The sequence below is a fragment of the Bombella favorum genome (assembly GCF_014048475.1).
GTDB classification, from domain to species: Bacteria; Pseudomonadota; Alphaproteobacteria; order Acetobacterales; family Acetobacteraceae; genus Bombella; species Bombella favorum.
The window spans coordinates 826145-846450 of record NZ_NWUS01000001.1 but is presented as its reverse complement, the minus strand read 5'-3'; the positions used below and the strand labels follow the sequence as shown (position 1 = coordinate 846450).

11 protein-coding genes are annotated in these 20306 nt (G+C 56.6%); 5 read left to right on the top strand and 6 right to left on the bottom strand.

Going from position 1 to position 20306, the window contains the following annotated elements:
- Positions 1–38 precede the first annotated feature (38 nt).
- Both CPA57_RS03800 and CPA57_RS03795 read left to right on the top strand, forming a co-directional pair.
- Positions 39–1121, top strand: coding sequence for a CobW family GTP-binding protein (locus CPA57_RS03800; protein ID WP_182081494.1), 1083 nt, complete (start codon positions 39–41; stop codon positions 1119–1121).
- Positions 1118–2194: a WD40 repeat domain-containing protein gene (locus tag CPA57_RS03795; RefSeq protein WP_182081493.1), complete on the top strand. Its 1077-nt coding sequence runs from the start codon at positions 1118–1120 to the stop codon at positions 2192–2194. The genes CPA57_RS03800 and CPA57_RS03795 overlap by 4 nt, the downstream gene beginning before the upstream one ends.
- 62 nt (positions 2195–2256) lie before the next feature.
- On the opposite strand, the gene CPA57_RS03790 is transcribed toward CPA57_RS03795, so the two are convergent.
- The 3 genes from CPA57_RS03790 to CPA57_RS03780 all read right to left on the bottom strand — a co-directional run bounded on the left by CPA57_RS03790 (position 2257) and on the right by CPA57_RS03780 (position 5835).
- The gene (locus CPA57_RS03790) at positions 2257–3612 is read right to left on the bottom strand and encodes a chloride channel protein (RefSeq protein ID WP_182081820.1); all 1356 of its coding nucleotides are present in this window, start codon (positions 3610–3612) and stop codon (positions 2257–2259) included.
- Positions 3613–3788: 176 nt separating this feature from the next.
- Positions 3789–4739 (bottom strand): cation diffusion facilitator family transporter, encoded by a 951-nt coding sequence (locus CPA57_RS03785; RefSeq protein WP_182081492.1) that lies wholly within the window; start codon positions 4737–4739, stop codon positions 3789–3791.
- Positions 4720–5835, bottom strand: coding sequence for a cation diffusion facilitator family transporter (locus CPA57_RS03780; protein ID WP_182081491.1), 1116 nt, complete (start codon positions 5833–5835; stop codon positions 4720–4722). Before CPA57_RS03780 ends, CPA57_RS03785 begins: the two co-directional genes overlap by 20 nt.
- Positions 5836–6031: 196 nt before the next feature.
- On the opposite strand from CPA57_RS03780, the gene CPA57_RS03775 reads away from it, so the two are divergent.
- Together CPA57_RS03775 and CPA57_RS03770 are read left to right on the top strand one after the other, a co-directional pair.
- Positions 6032–7648, top strand: coding sequence for an NAD(P)/FAD-dependent oxidoreductase (locus CPA57_RS03775; RefSeq protein ID WP_182081819.1), 1617 nt, complete (start codon positions 6032–6034; stop codon positions 7646–7648).
- A gap of 229 nt (positions 7649–7877) precedes the next feature.
- Positions 7878–14930 carry an autotransporter domain-containing protein gene (locus CPA57_RS03770; RefSeq protein WP_182081490.1) on the top strand — a complete coding sequence of 2351 codons (7053 nt, stop codon included), beginning with the start codon at positions 7878–7880 and terminating at the stop codon, positions 14928–14930.
- Between the two features lie 72 nt (positions 14931–15002).
- Here CPA57_RS03770 and CPA57_RS03765 read toward each other — a convergent pair whose 3' ends face one another.
- Positions 15003–16259 carry an MFS transporter gene (locus CPA57_RS03765; protein ID WP_182081489.1) on the bottom strand — a complete coding sequence of 419 codons (1257 nt, stop codon included), beginning with the start codon at positions 16257–16259 and terminating at the stop codon, positions 15003–15005.
- Positions 16260–16455: 196 nt separating this feature from the next.
- Between CPA57_RS03765 and hemA the strand changes: the two genes are divergently transcribed.
- Entirely contained in the window at positions 16456–17664 is a 1209-nt protein-coding gene (gene hemA / locus CPA57_RS03760) for a 5-aminolevulinate synthase (RefSeq protein WP_182081488.1), read from the top strand.
- Here hemA and CPA57_RS09030 read toward each other — a convergent pair.
- Together CPA57_RS09030 and CPA57_RS03750 are read right to left on the bottom strand one after the other, a co-directional pair.
- Positions 17661–19571 carry a ShlB/FhaC/HecB family hemolysin secretion/activation protein gene (locus CPA57_RS09030; RefSeq protein WP_182081487.1) on the bottom strand — a complete coding sequence of 637 codons (1911 nt, stop codon included), beginning with the start codon at positions 19569–19571 and terminating at the stop codon, positions 17661–17663. The genes hemA and CPA57_RS09030 overlap by 4 nt on opposite strands.
- Complete coding sequence (locus CPA57_RS03750) at positions 19568–20275, bottom strand: hypothetical protein (protein ID WP_182081486.1); 708 nt, start codon at positions 20273–20275, stop codon at positions 19568–19570. The genes CPA57_RS09030 and CPA57_RS03750 overlap by 4 nt, the downstream gene beginning before the upstream one ends.
- Between the last annotated feature and the right edge of the window lie 31 nt (positions 20276–20306).

The window sequence follows — 20306 nt, the reverse complement described above, 5'->3', positions numbered from 1 at the left end:
GCTCACCTCAACTTTTTCTGGAGAAAGGAACAGACATTATGGCTGATTCACAGACCCCTAAAATCCCCGTTACCGTTCTTACTGGTTTCCTGGGGGCCGGTAAGACCACATTGCTCAATCATATTCTAACGGCCGATCACGGGCGGAATTACGCCGTTGTCGTCAATGAGTTCGGCGAGCTGGGCATTGATAATGACCTGGTGGTTGATGCCGACGAAGAAATCTTCGAGATGAACAATGGCTGCATCTGCTGCACGGTGCGGGGCGATCTCATCCGGATTCTCAGCCGCCTTTTGCGCCGCCGTGGCAAATTTGATGGCATCATCGTGGAAACCACCGGCCTGGCTGATCCAGCCCCCGTAGCACAGACCTTTTTTGTGGATGAAGCCACCCGTGAAAAGGCCGAGCTAGATGCCGTGGTGACGGTCGTAGATGCTTACAATGTGTTGCAGACACTCAAGGACAGCCCGGAAGCCGTCAATCAGGTGGCTTTTGCGGATGTTATCATCCTGAATAAATGTGACCTGCTGGATGAAACCGCACTGGCCAAGGTGGAGCAGAAGCTTCGGGCTATCAATTCCGTTGTACGGATTCACCGTGCTGAACGGGGTAAGGTGGCGCTGGATGATATCCTCAACCGTGGTGGGTTCGACCTTAAGCGTGCCTTGTCCACCATGCCGGATTTCCTCGAGGAAGACGAGCAGGGTCATGATCATGACCACCACCATCATGATCACTGCGACTGCCACGATCACTGCCATGACCATGATCATCATCATGAGGCTGCTCACGGGCCGGGTGGGCATCATCATGCCCATAGCGAGGATGTGACGAGCCACTCCTTCACCGTGACAGAGCCGCTTGATGAAGAACGCTTCCATGCCTGGATCGGCCTTGTCCTTCAGGAACAGGGGCCAGACATCCTACGGGCAAAGGGGATTCTGCATTTCAAGGGTAAAGAAGAACGTTTCGCCTTTCAGGCTGTGCATATGATGGCCGATGGCGATTATATCGGGCCGTTCAGGGCTGGAGAGTCGAAACAGTCCCGCATTGTCTTTATTGGCCGCAAGCTGGATTGTGCCCAGCTCCAGCGTGGTTTTGAAAGCTGCGTGGCCGTATGAGCGCCGCACAGAGCAAAACCCTGTTGCAGACCCGTGGGTCCGAGCGGTGTTTTGAGGCACCAATAACGGGTGTGCAGGCCAGCCGAGATGGCAGAACCTTCGCCGCTTTGACGATGGATGGGGAGGTCATCCTCATCCCTCGTGATGGTTTACGGGCGTCTGAAGATTGGCAGGTTGTGTCTGTTCATGATGGGGCCGTGTCCTTTGCGCAGGGCTGTGGGAAGGATAGTTTCCTCAGCGGTGGGGAAGATGGCCGGGTTGTGGAAACACGGGCCGATGGCACCATGACAGAGCGTCATGCAGGCCGTGGCTGGATAGACTGTCTGGCTAGCACCCCCACGCATTGGGCCTGTGCCAGCAAGAAGGAGGTTCATCTCTACGCCCACGGCACGGATGAACCCCTGAAGGTGCTGGAGCATCCTTCAGCCCTGAGTGGCCTCGTTTTTGATGCCAAGGGCAAGAAACTGGCCGCCTCGCATTACAATGGCGTGTCCATGTGGTTCGTGCAGGCCAAGGACTCCAACGTCCGCTCTCTGGAGTGGAAGGGGAGCCATACCGGGTTGTGCATCCATCCGGGTAGTGAGGCTCTGGTGACGAGCATGCAGGAGAATGAACTGCATGGCTGGCGTCTGTCCGATGGGCACAACATGCGTATGAGCGGCTACCCCCGCAAGATCGGCTCCATGAGCTTTACCCGGAAGGGGCGTTGGTTGGCGACCTCCGGGGCGGATGCTGCCGTGTTGTGGCCGTTCTTTGGAGGCGGCCCGATGGGCAAGCCCCCTATGGAGCTGGCCCGCTTGCCGGGATTGTTCGTAACCTGTGTCTGCGCCCATCCTACGGATGATATTTTGGCCATCGGGTTCGAGGATGGCACCGTTCTTCTGGCAGAAGTGCCCAAAAGTGCGGATGAGGCCGGTGCGGACCGCATCCTGCCACTTTGTAATGGTCAACGTAGCGGTGGTGCCGCCCGTGGAGCCGTGAATGCTATCGCTTTCACGCCGCAGGGCGGTGCTGTCATTTTCGGGACGGAAGAAGGCTATGTCGGGGTTGTAGATTTGTCCGCTCAGGGCTGATCTACGGGTAGTAGGATGATCTACCGGGGGCGCAGTAGCCACCCCCGGTAGATCATCTAATTCTACGCTTTAGTCTGTTTATTTTCTGCGTGTTTCTTTTGCAGATACCCCTCCTGTCGGGCCATGAACTGGTCTGCCAGGCGGCCATAGAGGGAGTGGGGGCAGACCATACGGGAGACACCAAAGGCCAGAAAGGCCGTGGCCAACAAGGCAAGGGTGATCTGCTGGTTATCGCACATTTCCATTACAATGACGGTGGCCGTCAGGGGAGATTGCACCACGCCAGAGAAATAGCCGACCATGCCGAGCAGCACGACGGCCCCGGGGGCTGTGTGGGGTAGGAAGCGGGCAACCCACCCTCCCACCGAGGCCCCTATGGAGAGGGACGGGGCAAATAGCCCGCCCGGTATGCCGGAACAGTAGGAGACAATTGTGGCGGCGTATTTCATCAGGAAGTAGGACATATGGGCATGGCGGGAGCCCTCTACGAGATGATGGGCCTGTATGTAGCCCGTGCCGAATGTGTCCCCATGGCTGGCAAAGCCGAGTATGGCAAGAATGACCCCGCAGAGGGCTGTAAATAGGATGGGCTGGTTCCTCTGGATGCTTCCGATGAAGCCCGGTATCCCTTTGCCGACCCGTATGAGGATGGTGGAAAAGAGGCCACCACCCAACCCGCCAAGGATGCCGCAGGCCAGCACGGCGATCCATGCCGTACCAACAGGGACATCCACCGAGGCATGGCCGAAATAGGTATAATTCCCACCCGTTAGGACAATAGCCGTCACACCAGCGATGACGACGCCCGTTAGCATCACGCCGGATGTCCGCTGCTGGAAGGAGCTGGCTAGCTCCTCAATGGCGAAGACGATACCGGCTAGCGGCGTGTTGAAGGCTGCTGCCACACCGGCAGCCCCACCGGCGAGGATGACACCCCGACGGGTGGAAACGTTGGCGTGGCCCAAAAAGCGGGAATAGGCGTTCATGATGGCCGCCCCCACTTGTACGGTTGGGCCTTCTCTCCCGATAGAAGCCCCGCAGAGCAAGCCGAGGGTGGTCATGCAGATTTTACCAGCGGCGATACGCAAGGCGAGGATACGGTTGACGAGGGAGAAGTCCTCAATATGCAGCGTAGCGATGGTCTGCGGGATGCCGGACCCCTGCGCCCCGGGGAAGAAGCGTTTTGTCAACCACATGGAGAGAGCCAGCCCGCTGGGGATGACAGCGAACATAACGTAGGGATTCCAGTTATGGAGGCTCATGCAGAGGGAGCTAGCGTAGTCTGCTGCACGGGCAAACAGCCATGCTGCAATACCGACCGTGATGGCTCCAGCCCAAAAAATGAGCGTCCGCCGCCACTGTGAGGTGCGCATCCGTGCCGAACGGCGGAAATGCGTAATGCGGTTGCGACGCCTCATAGCATGAGACGAGGCTGGTGCAGAAGTGTGGGAATGTTGGGAAGAATCGGACACGTTCGGGATGGATCCGCCACGGGGCTGAGGTGAATGGTTTCAGCCCTGTTTCGGACGGAGCCTTCCTTGCGGTCAAGGGGGGATATGGTTTTGCATGGCAGTTGTGACATGCAGGTGACATCTCACATGACGAGGACGCCGCTAGCTCCCGGTTTGTGGCGTTTTGCGAGGTCTTCCGGCTCAACATGAATATGGATGGAAGACCGACCCAGCACGGCCCGTATGGCATTCTCAATCCGATCGCAGATGTCATGAGCATCGGTGATGCGCATCTCATCAGGAACGATGAGGTGGAACTCCACAAAATAGAGGGCACCAACCCGCCGCATACGCAGGTCATGCGCTTCCAATGCACCTTGCCCGGCCTGTGTGATGGTCTGGCCGACTTCGTGGACGAGTTCTGGCGGGGGGGCTTCATCCAGTAGGCCGGTCATGGAATGGCGCATCATGCCGAAGCCTGTCCAGAGAACATTCAGGGCCACAAGGGCCGAGAGTAGCGGGTCCAGCCAGAGCCACTGTAGGACAGGGATAAGACAGACACCAATCAGGAGTGCCAGACTGGCCCAAACATCGGAGAGAACATGATCTCCGGCCGACCTTAGGGCCTGAGAGTGATGCCTTTTCCCCATACGCCGCAGGATGAGGGCCCAGATGAGGTTGATGACGCCTGCCGAGGCATTGAGCAGCGCACCGGGTAGAGGGGCTTCTGGTGCTTGAATATGGAGGGCATCGTGCCCTGCAATGGCCAGAATGACCAGGGCGGTTAGAACCACCAGAACACCCTCGATGACAGCCCAGACATATTCTGCCTTGCCATGCCCGTAAGGGTGGTTGTCATCCGCCGGGCGGGCCGCAAAAGCCACAGCCCAGAGCGTACCGACCGAGGCCAGAACGTTCAGAATGGTTTCGATGGCATCGGAGAGTAGGGCTCCGGAACCGGAAACAGCCCAGGCAGTATATTTGATGCCCAGTACAACGAGGCTGACGAGAATGGAGAGGCGGGCCACCCGTAGGCGTAATGACGTGGCGGCGTTGTCCTTGGGTAATTCGGCGTCAGGCGTGGTGGTGGGCATGGGTGTGGTCCGTCTCTTTCGGGGCGGTATGGGGCGTGTTGCAAGCCGGTGTAGCACAGAGGGTGCCTTCCGGTGGTTCTACCTGAAATGTAGGGTGATCAATGGAAAATTCTTCCCGCAGCAGGGTCGTGGCCTGCATTAGCAGGGCCGCCGTTTTGCTTTGGGCCTCCCGGGCGGAACAGTCCGCTGGAATGGGGTGGAGGACCAGATGGACTGTCAGGGCGGTTTCAGTCGTGCTGATGGGCCAGATATGGAGGTGATGCAGGTCAGCGATTCCCGGCAAGTTCCGCAGGGCATCTTCCACGGCACGGGGCGCAATGGCTTGGGGGACACCGTCCAGCGCAAGGCCAAGCGCATGGGTTAGCAGGGACCATGTGCCCCAGATGATCAGCCCGGAGACGATGAGGCTTGCCAGCGGGTCGATGCAGGAAAGGCCTGTCAGTGTGATGAGGATACCGGCAATGACTACCCCAAGGGCCATGAGCGCATCGGAGGCCATATGAAGGAAAGCCCCCCGCATGTTCAGGTCGTGGTGTGCCCCTCTCATGAGCAGCAGTGCCGTGCCTCCATTGATGAGGATACCAATCCCCGCCACGACACTGATGGTCCGGCCTTGTACGATCTCGGGATGGATGAGATGCCAAATGGCCTGCCAGATGATCCCCCCGGTAACGAGCAGAAGGATGGTGGCGTTGAGCAACGCCGTTAGGATCGTGGCCCGTTTCAGCCCGTAGGTGAAACGTTCGCTAGGCGTGCGGCGTGCGAGTATCTGGGCACCCCATGCAGCCAGGAGGCTTAGTACATCCGAGAGATTATGCCCCGCATCGGCCAGAAGGGAGAGGGAATGAGCCGCAAAGCCCCAGCCTGCTTCCCCAACAAGGTAGAGCATGTTGAGAATGATAGCGACGAGGAAGGTACCACCAAAGGACGCTGGAGCGTGGACATGTCCGTGCCCGCCATGATGGTGGTGCCCATGCCCATGCCCATGCCCATGCCCATGCCCATGCCCATGCCCATGTGTATGCGGCTCATGGTCGTGATGGGAGCAAGCTGTGCCTTCGGCCGGCTCGTGTGAATGATGGGGCATGGTCGTCATGAAAAACCCTGATAGGCACGAAGATATGTAGGGCATGTGAGTATAAGCCAAACCTATTCAGCTTTCATTACTTTTCTTGTCCCATGCTCATGGATGGGCAGCCTCTATCAGGCTAGCTGTCATCCCTGCTTGCCAGTGCCCCGGTGCTGGCTCTAAAGGAACGGGCATGACAGCCTTATCCCCCCGTCTCGTTCCTATGCTCCGTCTCAGCAATCTTGCCTTGCCTCTTGATCACACCTCAGAAGAGCTCCGGGCAGCCATCGTGGCCCGTCTGGGCATTAGGGAAGAGGACCTTCTAGCCTATCATGTCTTTCGTAGAGGGCATGATGCCCGGAAGCGGGGCAATATCCAGCTTGTTTACACGCTGGATTGTAAGCTGAGGGACCTGGCCGCCGTGCTGGAGCGTTTTAGCAAGGATCAGCATATCCGTCAGACCCCGGATATGCGTTGGGTTCCCCCTGTTCTACCGCCCCATGCGGCCGATCATACGCTGCGCCCTGTTGTGATTGGGGCTGGTCCCTGTGGCCTTATGGCGGCTCTTGTATTGGCACAGGCCGGGTTGAAACCGATCATCATAGAGCGTGGCCGTGCTGTGAAGGATCGTACGGTTGATACCTTCGCCCTGTGGAGGAAATCCCGCTTCACAGCAGAAAGCAATGTGCAGTTCGGTGAGGGTGGGGCTGGCACGTTTTCTGATGGCAAGCTCTATTCCGGTGTGTCCGATCCCCGCCATTTGGGCCGCAAGGTTTTAGAAGAGTTTGTGAAGGCCGGTGCACCGGAAGAAATCCTCACTCTTTCCAAGCCGCATATTGGTACTTTTCGGCTGGTGACGGTCGTGCAGTCCTTGCGGGCGCAGATTGAGGCTTTGGGTGGGGAGTATCGTTTCGAGACCCGGCTGGAAGGGATCGAAACAGCACCCGGTGAGGGGGAGCAGCAGCAGGTGACGGGGCTGCGCCTTTCCACGGGTGAGGTGTTGAAGACAGACCGGGTTATCCTGGCGGTCGGTCATTCAGCACGGGACACATTTGCTATGCTGTATGAAAGCGGCGTGCCCATGCGTGCCAAGCCATTCTCCATTGGGGTGCGGATCGAACACCCGCAGGCGGTGATTGATGTGGCCCGGTTTGGTTCGCAGGCGGGGCACCCATTGCTCGGTGCGGCGGATTACAAGTTGGTGCATCATGCTAGCACGGGGCGGGGTGTTTATTCCTTCTGTATGTGTCCCGGCGGGCAGGTCGTAGCGGCGACTTCGGAGAAAGATCAGGTCGTCACGAATGGGATGAGCCAGTATTCCCGAGCGGAGCGGAACGCTAATAGCGGCATCGTGGTGGAGGTTCGCCCTGGTGTGGATTTCCCCGATGAACCGTTGGCGGGGATTGCTTTCCAACGCCAATGGGAGAAGGCCGCCTTTGTGGCAGGGGGTGGGGATTACCGTGCCCCGGCCCAGCGTGTGGGGGATTTCCTCGCTGGGCGGGCTTCCACTGCTTTGGGGGCGGTCGTGCCGTCTTATCAGCCGGGTGTCACGCCGACTGATCTTGCCCGTTGTCTGCCGAATTTCGTGGTGGCGTCCATTCGTGAGGCTCTGCCCCGGTTTGAACGGAAGATTAAAGGTTACAGCATGGAGGATGCCGTGATGACGGGGGTGGAAACGCGTACATCCTCTCCATTGCGGATTGACCGTGATGCTACGGGGCAAAGCCCGACCCTACGGGGGCTTTTCCCAGCAGGTGAAGGGGCTGGCTATGCGGGGGGTATCCTCTCGGCGGGGATTGATGGCATCCGTGTGGCGGAATGGCTGGTTGCCTCCCTGTAACGGGAATATTAGCTCGAGCCATTAATCTGTTTATAATCAAAGGAGACGGTATATCTTTCTGGTGAGAGAATCATTAATGAAAGATTAAATATAAGACTTGCGCAAGTCATGTTTATGCCCAAGTTATGCACCAATTAGACCCCAATTGGGTTTTATCGTTATCCCATAATAGGTGGGGGTATGCGCAGCGCCTCCTTCCGCAACAGCGTGGATATTGAGGGATAAGCCGGTGTTTATTATTGAGCAGAACGAGCAGGCTCCGTTGCGGTATCTGGCGAGCCATAGAACGACTGGATATCGTCGTTTCGGTTACATGTTGGCTTTGCTCAGCGGAGTGTCTTTAGTACCTGGCGTGGGCAGTGTTGCCCGTGCAGAGAGCATGACAAACACCCAAACTCGCAATCTGTCGCAGGGTACGGAGGTTGCGGGCGACCTTTACCAGCAGGATGGCCAGCTTGGTCTGGATGGTACAAAGGTGGATGGTACCCTCCATCTGGATGGCGGGACGGCCCTCTTCGGCCATAGTGGTACAGGCTACGGCGGTACGCTGGTGCAGTCCTTGGCTGGAAGCGGAAATGGGGTGCTCGATAAACCACTCGTTGATGCGAGTCTGGCTATGACGCCATCCCCCGATACGTCAAAGCCTTATCAGGGTGAGCTGGCGATCAGCCAAGGGAAGGGCGACACTTATAGTGGCTCTCTCAAGGGGACGGGCGTTCTGTCTCTGCTGGATGGTGAGCAGATTCTGACAGGCCAGAACCAGATCAACGGGACCGTAGATATTCGTAACGGCACGTTGGTTCTGAAGGATAAGGGGTCTTTCTCTACGGCACCGGGGAGCGTGACGGGTTCGCTCGTTGTCGGGTTGGCACGGGGGAATCAGGGGCATTTAGTGCTGGATGGGCCCGATGCGCAGATCCAGCGGATGCCTGTTTTCGTTGGTAATGGGGATTCACATTACGGTGGCGACGGTGGGCCGCTTGGGACGAGTGATGCAACCCTGAAGAATGGTGCGCAGATTAATGATCGCACTAACGAGGGTATGCATGTCGTTGTTGGTAACGATCAGAACGGCAATATGAATGTGGAGAGTGGCTCCCACGTTGCGGCTGATGAGTTCCATGTCGCGGCTTCTCACGGTTTGACCGGCAACGTGAATGTGACGGGCGATAAGTCCGCTATCGAGGCCACCAATGCCTATGTTGGTGCTGGCGGTACCGGCACGGTGAATGTCAGTGATGGTGGTAGTTTCCAGGCTTCATCTGCGACGGTGGGTGAAGATGGCGGCGAGGGTACCATCGTTATTGGGGCCAATGGCACCATGAAGAACGACACGACAACCATCGGTGCCGGCGGTAAGGGTACTGTAACGGTTGATGGTGGTCGCTTCGAGAGTGACAAGGCAATCCACTTCGGTACGTCAGGCGACAACACCGCCTCCGATGGTACGTTGAACGTGCGGAATGGTGGTACTCTCGTGGCAGCGGATGATGGGTCCTCTCCTGCTATTTCTGTCGAGGACGGTGCAAAAGCCGTTGTTAATCTTGAGAATGCCAAGGTCCAAAACATTCAGGGGCATGATCTGACCAGTACGGCGGCTCTGCATCTGGCTGGTACGAACGAATTCAATGTCCAGGGCAATAACAACATATCATGGAACGGCGGCGTATCTGGTGATGACGGTAGCTTAGTCAAGACAGGTACGGGTGTGCTGGAGCTGTCAGGTGGCGGCAGCTACAAGGGGCAAGCGGACGTTCAGTCAGGTTCCCTGCATGCGACAGGCGTTACGATGGCAGGCCCGATCATCAACCGGGCTGATGCTAAATTCTCCCAGAAGGGGGGTGTCCTGTCCGGTGATCTGGATAACAGCGGTGGGGCTTCCATTGATCATGCCGATGTGACGGGAACAGTCACCAACAATGGTACGTTTACAGCCCAGAACAGCCGGCTTGCGAACCTGGAGAATGTCAGCGGTACATCGACGTTGAATAATACGCTGGCCCTCGACGTCACGACTAAGGAAAATGCTACGCTCATCCTTAAGGATTCGGTAATTCGCTCTTTCCAGAACACTGATAGTGAATTGGATAGTGTGAATTCAAAAATCCCGGGCGTTCCTTCACCTGCTGATGTGAAAAGCGATGAAGATGTTCTGGCGGGGCGCAGTGGTGACGATTCTTCTTATGTGCTGACCGACCGGATCGGTAATGGGGAGATGATCAGCAATAGGGCAGCAGATTCCAGCTCTGACACGAGTGGCTATTCAAAGAACTCGGGTCGGACGAGGTTTAGGCGCACTTCAATCGGCGGGGTGATTAACACCGGCACCCTTCAGCTGTTGGAAAAGTCCACCGGTGGGACAGTGATTCAGGATAGTGGTAAGCTCGTACTTGATGATTCCACGGTTGTTACGCTCGAGGCTAATGGAGGTCTATTTGATATCACCAGCGGCGGGGCAACAGTATGGACATTGAAGGGCAATGGCGACGGTCAGCTGGAAGGGACAATGAACCTGACCAAGGCGGCCGACACCTATTCTGGTAGTATATCTGGCACGGGTAATCTGACCATCTCTGGCGGTACGGAGACCCTGACCGGGAACAATACCTACACGGGTAACACTGATATTGCCCAGAATGCTGGCTTGGTTCTGAAAGGTTCTGTGGGCGGTCCGCTGAATAACGCCGGCACGACGGATGTAGATGGTGGTAAAGTCGTCGGTACGACGACGAATAGCAGCACAATGACTGCCGAGAATGCTACATTGGCTGATGTTATCAACCAGGCCGGTGCTCACTTCAGTGTTGCGGGGGGGCAGATGGCCTCTCTTACAAATAATGGTACGTCGACGCTGGATCAGGGTGCTGTCGTTACAGGGCATATTAATCAGCAGGATGGTGAGCTGGCACTCAATAATGGTCAGCTTAACGGTGCGCTGTCCGCTAATGGTGGTCACTTCACCATTGGTCAGGATGGCTTTGGTGTTGGCTCTCTTGCCGGTAGTGCCAATGGTCAGCTGGACGGAACATTAAATCTTACAGCTGCTGGCGATACCTATGCGGGTAGTCTGACCGGTAATAGCGGTTTGACGGTTTCCGGCGGGCAGGAAGTACTGACGGGTAATAACAGCTACACAGGCCCAACACTTGTACAGACGGGCGGTCAGCTAGAAGTGGATGGCGACAATAGTGCCGCCAAGGGTCTGACCTCCGTTACCGATGGCTCTACCCTGCGGGGTAAGGGAACGATTGGCGGTGATGTGAACATCGCTTCCGGTGCAACGCTAGCTGCGGGGGCAGCAGCGGCTCCGTCCACCCTGACAGTCAACGGTAATCTGAATTTGGCTGATGGTTCCCATCAGGTTTTCCGTCTTGGGCAGGCTGAGACAGTCGGTGGTGCCTATAACGACTTTGTGGATGTTAAGGGGAATCTGGCTCTGGGGGGTACGCTCTCCATTCAGCCAACCGAGGGCGGCCCGAATGTCAACAACTCGTCTCTGATGACGGGTCTGTATCGCCTGTATAGCTATGGCGGGGTATTGTCTGGCACGCAGCAGCATATCGAGGTGGCTTCTCAGGCTCCTACGGAAGGGCTGGCCCTTCAGACCTCTATCGATCATCAGGTGAATCTGGCCGTTAGGACGGATGGCTTCAATTACTGGGATGGAGACAACAGCTCTCACCGGGCCGCAAATGGAACGGGGAACGATAGGGTTGATGGCGGTAATGGTGTCTGGAGCGCAGCAAACCCGCAGGGCACTCCCAACTGGGCTACGGCCGATGGGATCACCAATGCCCAGTGGCAGGCCGGTAATATGGCCATTTTTGCAGCATCTGCCGGTACGGTTACTGTTGATGATAAGAAGGGCGAGGCGCCTGTTTCTTTCTCCGGGGCTCAATTTGCCAACAATGATGGCAAACAGTACCTGGTAACAGGTGACAGTTTGTACGCCTCTACTGGCAAGACTGTCATCCGTGTGGGTGATGGTACATCTGCTGGTAAGGATATTACGGCGGAGATCGCCTCTGTCATTGATGGTAGCCACGTTGATGGCGGTACAGGTCTGGATAAGACAGACCTCGGCACACTGCTTCTCACTTCGGACAACCAATTTGCAAAGCCGACCCAGATTGAAGCTGGTACGTTGCAGCTTGGTAATGGCGGCACAACGGGGTCCCTTGGCCAGCAGGATATCGTCAATAACGGTGTACTGGCTGTGGACCACAGTAATGATGTCACGTTGGGGCAGGCTATTTCGGGTAGCGGTTCTGTTGTGCAGAAGGGCTCTGGCACGACTACGCTGGCCGGTGACAACAGTTATAGCGGTGATACCGATGTGCAGAATGGCCGCCTGAATCTGACTGGCTCTCTTGCTGGGAACCTGAACAATGCGGCTACCACCACGATCGATGGCGGTAAGGTTGCTGGGACGACGACCAACAAGGGCACGCTGACGACACAAAAGGCCACGCTGGCAAGTGTTGTTAACCAGAGTGGTACCGCATCCCTGACGGATAGCACTGTGGGTCACGCTACCAACGCTGAGGGTGCTAGCCTGAATGTAACAGGTGGCACGTTGGCGGATGTCGCCAACCAGGGCGGGGCAGCCTCTCTGACGGGTAGCACTATCGGCCAGGTTACCAACCAGGGCGGTACCGCATCCCTGGTGGGCAGCACTGCCGACCAGGTCACCAACCAGAGTGGTACAACGTCCTTGACGGATAGCACTGTGGGTCATGCTACCAACGCTGAGGGTGCCAGCCTGAAGGCAACAGGTGGCACGCTGGCCTCTGTGGTGAATAGCGGTAGCATGACGCTGGGCAAGGATAACCATGTTACGGGTGATGTCTCTAACGACAAGGGCGATCTGACCCTCGATGGGAACCAGATTTCTCAAACGTTGGAAGCCCATGGTGGCCAGTTTAACGTTACGAGCAACGGGTCGACTATTGGCTCTCTTGCCGGGGCAGGGAATGGTGTCGTTAACGGCACCCTGAATCTGACCGACGCTAAAGATAGCTATGCTGGCAGCCTTTCCGGTACTGGCGGGCTAACACTCTCTGGCGGGCATGAGACTTTGACAGGCCAGTCCCATCTTGGTGGCTCTGTCGCTGTGGATAATGGCACGCTGGCGCTTAACGGGCCGGCAGCTCATCTGACCACCGATAACGGCGTGAAGATCGGTGCTGGCGAGGCTGGTGAGCTTACGCTTTCTGGTGGTGCTGCCGTGCAGAGCCGTGGTCCGATTGTGCTTGCCAAGGCTGCAACGGCTCCGGCTAATGGCTTTAATGCCAAGTTGAATGTCCTTGATGGCAGTACGTTGAGTGCTGGTGATACCAATGGCAAGCCCGGGTTGGAGGCTGAGGAAGGCTCCAAAGCGCAGCTGACGCTGGATGGTGGTACGCTTCAGAACCAGAAGGGAGCAGACCTGACCAGCACTGTGGATACGTCTATCGGTTCCACGGGGGCCGTATTCGATGTGCAGGACCAGAACCACATGACGTTGGGTAGCACTGTGCATCTGACGAATGATGACACTGCTGGTAGCCATGCTCTGACAAAGACTGGGACAGGAACCTTCACCTTTGCAGGGGATGGGTCCGGCTTTAGCGGTCCAACGGACATTCAGTCCGGTTTGATGATCGTTGAGGGTAACATGGCCCAGTCCACCATGACTGTGCAGCATGGCGGTGCGCTGGCTGGGAATGGCCATGTGGGCGGTGTGCTGGTAGCTAATGGTGCGACCCTGGGTGCAGGGAACGAGAAGAACGAGGGTGGCCTGCACATCAACGGGGACCTGACCATGGCCAAGGGCTCGGTTCTGTTCGTGCGTGGTGATAGCGAGACCACCGGGCAGAAGCTGACCGGACCGGGTGGGTTCACTTACAGTGAGCTCAAGTCAGATCGGATTCTGGTCTCTGGCAAGGCTGATATTCAGGGAGGTACGCTGGACCTTCAGGTGAAAAACCCGATGGAGCTGCGTTATGGGCAGGCCTATCGTGTGCTGAGTGCCAATGGTGGTGTGAATGGCCGGTATGATGACCTGAAGACCAATATTGGTCAGGAATATGCCTATCTGGACCCACGCCTTGTCTATCAGGGTGATGATGTGGATGTAATGCTCCGCCGCTCGCTTAATGGTTATGATTCTGTCGGCCAGACCCGCAATGAGGTTACGGCAGGACAGGGGCTGAACCGTATTGCCGAGAATACCCAGCTAGCCCAGGCCATGACAGTTCTAACGAAAGATCAAGCCCGCCACGCTTTGGACAGCCTCTCTGGTGAGCTGCACGCTTCCATCCGGACAGGGCTGATTCAGGACAGCTTCTATATCCGCAATGCGGCACTGAATCGTATGGCAGCGGCCGATTGTGACTATGGCCGTAATGGGCAGAGCTTCTTCGACCTGAAGACGCATAAGAAGAATGGCACCTGCTATTCCGACCATGCGATCATGTGGGGGCAGGCTTACGGTGGCATGGGCTTCAATAGCGGGGACGGTAATGCAGCCCTCATGCATCATAATACAGCAGGCTTTGTGATGGGTGCAGATGCCCCCATCAATCATAGCAACTGGCGTGTTGGTGGGCTGCTATCGTATGGGCACTCGCAGTTCAACGTCCAGCGTGGTCGTTCCTCTTCGGCTAATAGCAACAATATCAGCATTGGTGCTTATGCCGGTACACATTGGGGCCGTCTGAATCTCCGTTTGGGGGCGATCTATAGCTGGAACGTCATCAATGCTCATCGTCACGTTGCTGTGGGGGACTATGGCGGGCGTCTTAGCAGTGGCTATCTGGGCGGAACGGCTCAGGGCTTCGGGGAGCTGGGTTATAAGTTCCGTGGAGAACGTGGTATGTTCGAGCCGTTCATGAACGTGGCTTATGTGAACATGCAGATGAATAGCTACCGTGAACATGGCAACGAGGCAGCCTTGCGGAGCCGTGGGACAGATCAGGGTGTGACCTTCTCGACCTTCGGTTTCCGTGCAGCAGCACGGATGGATGTTGGTCAGGCTGTCCTTATGCCTCACATCATGGGGGGGTATCGTCACGGGTTTGGGCGTATGCGCTCCGGCCTGCATGAGGGCTTTGCTCTTGGCAGTGGTGGCAGCAACATGGATGTTGCTGGTGTGCTGCTCTCCAGCAATGCCGCCGTGGTTGAAGCTGGCGTTACGGCGAAAGTCACAAATCGTATTAATCTGGACCTTTCTTATATCGGCCAATATGGCACCCATTCTACCGAGAGTGGTGCGACAGGAAGTGTCAATGTGAGCTTCTAAGCCACACCATTCAGGTATGATGATAAAAAAGGCGGTCCGTAATGGGCCGCCTTTTGATTTTGTCCTTATCTCCTAGCGCATATCTTTTGGGCGGAAGAGTGTGACGCCAATGCTGATGAATGTGCCAGAAAGAACACAGAGAGTGGCAGCAACAGGCAGGCCAGCCACCAACGGGGCAAGGGAGGGAACGAGCCTTCCAGCCACGCCTTGCCCTAGTGATCCAACGGCATAGCTTGTGCCCATTCCTGCACTGCGGCGTGCATCGGGGAAACGCTGAGAGAGATAATGAGGCACCAGTGCATAGACGCCCGATGCTGCAGCCCCGATGAAGAAAGCAGAGGCGAGAAGGATGGCCCATGGCCCAGCATTAAGGAATGGGATGATCAGCAACATGACGCCAACAAGTGCGGCCCGCATGACGGTATCTTCCCCAAAACGGGTTGCCAGTGCACCGCAGAGGATTTTCCCACTGAGTGACCCGAGGCAGTACAGAGCTACAGGCCAGAAGATCATCTGCGGGCTGAGATGGTGACTGTCCCGCAGGATGGTGGGGTAGAACGTATAGAGAGCGGCCTTTTGGAACTCCAGAAAGCACATGAAGGCAATAGCCTGAAAAGCCGCACCACTCCAAAACTGCCGAACAGTCTGCCAGAAGGAAACGGAGAGTGTTTCTGCGCCATCGGCCCGCTGTTTCTTCTTTTCCTCCTGCACTGCCAGCCAGAGAGGGCTTTCCTTCACCTTGAAGCGGATGAAGATGATGAGTAGGGCCGGTAACAGCCCGATGAAGAACATGACCCGCCAACCATAATGGGGCAGGATAAGTGCCTGCGCCCCGGCAGAAGCCATGTAGCCGACTTCATAACCGGACATCATGGTAGCGGAGGCCAAAGGCCGGAGAGACGCAGGGACGCTTTCCATCAACAAGGTGGCGGAAGCTGTCCATTCACCCCCAAAGCCGATTCCAAAGAGGAATTGGATGATAACCAGCGTGGCGATGCTGTGGGTTGTGCCCGTCAGAGCGGCAAAGAGGGCAAAGAAGAGGATTCCCAGCGTGAAGGCAGGTTTGCGGCCAAAGCGGTCGGAGAGCCACCCCCACCCTGTGTTGCCCACAGCACGCCCTAATGCTTGTGCCAAAAAGACACTGCCAAGAGCGGAGAGCGTACAGCCGAAGTCCTTGGCAATATCGGGGAGGGTGAACATGAGGGCTGTTTGGTCGAATGCATCAAGAAACCAGCCGCTGAAGGCAGCAAGCGTGACCTGCCAGTAAGGTAGCAGGGCACTAAATCCCGGCCGGTCATCCGGGGAGGGGGAAGAAGCGGAAACAGGCAAGATGGGCCTCCGGCAAGAAACATTCCCGGTATTAGGGAACAGTATGGCCACCAGCTATAGAGGAGTGATTCAAAAAGCTGTAGCTAGATAGTCCTGTTTAAGACAGTCTGTAATCATGTTTTCGTTTATAACAGTGTTTAAGCCTTGCTTTCTGGAGGCTGGGCCATAAAGTGAGACCCCAAGGAGAGCAATGTCTATGAATTATGATACCCTGTTCCAGAATGCGCTGGATGGCCTCCGTGCTGATGGCAGCTACCGTTATTTTGCGGAGCTGGAGCGGCATGTTGGTAAGTTTCCCAAGGCGTTCCACCATGGGGTTGGGCGTGATGTGACCGTCTGGTGCTCCAATGATTATCTGGGCATGGGGCAGCATCCTGATGTACTGGCTGCCATCCATAAATCCTTGGATGAGAGCGGGGCAGGTGCAGGGGGAACGCGCAATATCTCCGGCACAAACCATTATCATGTCATGCTGGAAAAGGAGCTTGCCTCCCTGCATGGCAAGGAAAGTGCTTTGCTCTTCAACTCCGGCTACCTCTCCAACTGGGTCACGTTGGGTACGCTAGCTGCCCGGCTAAAAGGGTGTGTCGTCCTGTCGGATGAGCTCAATCATGCTTCTATGATTGAAGGTATTCGCCATTCCCGTGCGGAAAAGCGCATCTTCAAGCATAATGATCTTGAGGACCTGGAGGCAAAACTGAAAGAGTTGCCGCTGGATACGCCGAAGATCATCGCCTTTGAATCCGTTTATTCCATGAATGGCGACATCGCTCCGATTGAAGAAATCTGCGATCTGGCCGACCGCTATAATGCTATGACCTATCTGGATGAGGTTCATGCTGTGGGTATGTATGGTCCGCAGGGTGGTGGCGTAGCGCAGGAACGTGGTCTGGAACATCGCCTGACCGTTATTGAAGGAACATTGGGCAAGGCTTACGGCGTGGTAGGGGGCTATATTGCGGCCTCTGCGGCGCTGTGTGACTTCGTACGGTCTTTCGGGTCCGGCTTTATTTTTTCTACGTCTCTACCGCCGATGATTGCCGCTGGTGTGCTGGCCAGTGTTCGCCATCTGCGCAACAGCGATGCAGAGCGGAAAGGCCAGCGGGCTGCTGTGGCTCTGCTGCGGAAGAAGCTGGAAGAGGTGAAGATTCCTTACATGCGTGGTCAGTCGCACATCACGCCGGTTATGGTGGGGGATGCGACCCTCTGCCGTGAGCTAACAGACAGCCTGCTAAAGCGGTTTGGGCATTACCTCCAGCCCATAAACTACCCGACCGTGCCCCGTGGGACAGAGCGTCTGCGTCTGACACCAGGCCCGCTTCATACAGAAGAGGAGCTGGACTCTCTAGTCAGTGCGCTGGATACACTTTGGACGGAACTGAAGCTGCCCCGCACAGCGGCCTAAAACCCGCCCACGATCTGGAAGTCGCAGAATGTCCCACGGCGGTTTGCTAGTTCCGTCGTGTGGATGCGGCGAAGGCGGATTCCAGCATCAAAGGTGATGTTAATATGTTGGTTCAGGCTGCCGGTGATGTCCGCTCCCACACTGGCGAGCGTAGCAGCCCGGGCGCCTGTGCCAATATGGTGAACTTGCCGGTTGTCTGCCCAGTCCCAGAAGATGCCGAGCTTATTGCTATCTGGCTGCCCTGGTGTGGGCAGATGGGCCAGCTTGAGCAGGGACAGGGCGGGGGTGAAGAGTTCTTCACTGACAGTATTGCCATTACTGCCGAATGACGTATTGGCGAAATAACCGCGCGCATTGCCCATGCCACCAATCATCAGCTGTTCACTATAGAGCAGGTTCTTGCTGGCCCGCTGGAAGGTTACCTTTGTGGTGGAAGAAAAGCCGTAGAATAGGTTCTGCGTGCGAGTAAGCATCAGCCGGTCGTAGACATAATTGGGGCTGGAGAGCGGGAAGATGCTCGCATAGGCCCGCCGTGTATCATTCTTCATCAGGCCACCGGGGCCATAGAAGAACTGGTTGTTGATTTGCGTCTGCCCCAACGGGTCTTGAATGGACCCTGTATAGCCCACGACAAATTGGGCTGTATCGGCTTTGGAGAGGGTGATGGTGCGGGTGTGGTAGAACTGGTCGGAATGTGTGTTCTTCCAGTCAAAACCAAGCTGGATCATGCCATCCAGCCCGGCATCACGCCCAAGGGCGATATGGTCGAACATATGCAGCCAGCGTATGGATACCTGCCCGCTGAGGCCACGGTTTATGAGGTCTGGCGTGTTGCTGGTCGGGTGGGAGAGGGCATAATTGCCGAATATCTGTAGGGCATTATGGCCGATGAGTGGAATAGTCCAGCTTGCCGAATGATTATCAAAGCGGTTCATAAAGGTGCGGTTGAACTGATAGGTCAGGATATGACCCAGCCCGAACGCATTGCCCCACGATGCCCCCGTATACCAGTTGAGACGGCCTAGTGAACGATCGGCCTGATTGTTTATGGCACCATAGACATAAACCGGGAAACGGTCTGTCACATTGATGTCCACATCCGTACTGCCAGGGTGGCTGCCGGGACGATAGATGAGGTCTGCCGTACGGAAGGGATTGAGATTCAGCCAGTCTAGATCAGTTTGGAGGGCCGTTAGAGCCATGGTCTGGTTGGGGGTGAGATTACTGGCTTGCCGGACCTGCCAAGAAGGCGTCCAGCGGTTGCCATGCACGGTGATGCGGTCCAGGCGATATTCTGAGACATTAATACGCAATACGCCTTCATGCACACGTTGGGGCGGTACGGTCACACTGATGAAGGCCCGGTCATTCCGGCGGAAAAAGATGGCAATGGCCCCCGTCAGTTCGTGCATCTTCTGGAAGGTCAGTGGATGGCCGATATAGGGTAGAATGACCTTATAGAGGGTTGGAGAGTGGCTTAGCCGCAACCCTTCTGAAGAGATGGTCTGCTGGCCTGTCCTATTGCCTCGCTGTCCAGCCGGTTGCAGGATGACGGCCTCTAGCTTCGGCAGGGCAATGGTCTCTTCCAGGTGGGGAGTTGGATTTGGCCCCGCTGGTCCCTGCGGAGTGGGATTTTCCATAATGGGAGGGGGGATGTGGTTTAACCCGTCACTCGGTTCCGTCCCTGTGCTGTTGGCTGTTGGGCTACCAATCGTATGATGGTTGAAGAAGCTCAGAGGAGTAGGCATTGAGGTAATGGGAACCGCAGCCGGCGTGGAGGCCGCTGGAACACCTTGCGCCAGTGCCTCGCCTGGCAGCAGTAGGCCCCCTAGCAGCAGGGCAGGATGCTGGAGACGAGGGAAGTAACGGGCCACTTTGCTGATGAGGGAGATGGGACCAAGTTTCACGGGGTAACAGCACCAGAGAGGGTACTGTTGCGTAGCTCTACATCCCCATTGGGGAGGAGCTGGGCAGTATTGACGGGTATTTCGTTAGAGCGGTTCCCTGCGAGGGTAAAGGCGTTGCCATCTGCACTGGCGAGACTGGCAGCAGCATCCAACGTCAGGGCGGTGTCACTGGGGTTTGTCTTGTGGCAGGGCTCTGGGAGGATATAGAGCCCAGTCGGGCCGAAAGAGGCGTTCAGGGTTGCACGGTGTGTTCGGGGGGTGTTGGGGCCGGATGTGGTCAGACTAGGTTGCGAACTGACCCCGATAGTCACGGTTTCGAACCCTTTGCCATGCCGTAAAGTGCCGAAGCGGTAGGGGGTATGGGGGGCTGTTTTTTTGGGAGAGGTGGGGAGAGGCCCGGTGCCGGGTGTCTGGCAGCCACCGGGTGGGACAAGTAGCCCATTGGGAGCGGTGACCGTACCATCGGCGGCAATGCGATAAACTTCACCAGTTATACTGGTCTGCTTCTTTATGGGGGAGTGGGTGTTGCCTACAACGCTATCGAGCATTGTATTGGCTGTCGTGGCACTTCGGGCGCCGGGAGAATAGCCAGCCACGGGCGCACTCTGGCCCCAAGCGGGCGATGTTATGGAGGCAGATAATAGGCCAGCGACCAGCGTAGCAGGCAGGAGCCTAACCAGAATGGCTGTAGTGGAGGCACCCATGGAAGATGATCCCCTTTTGTGGAAGACAGCA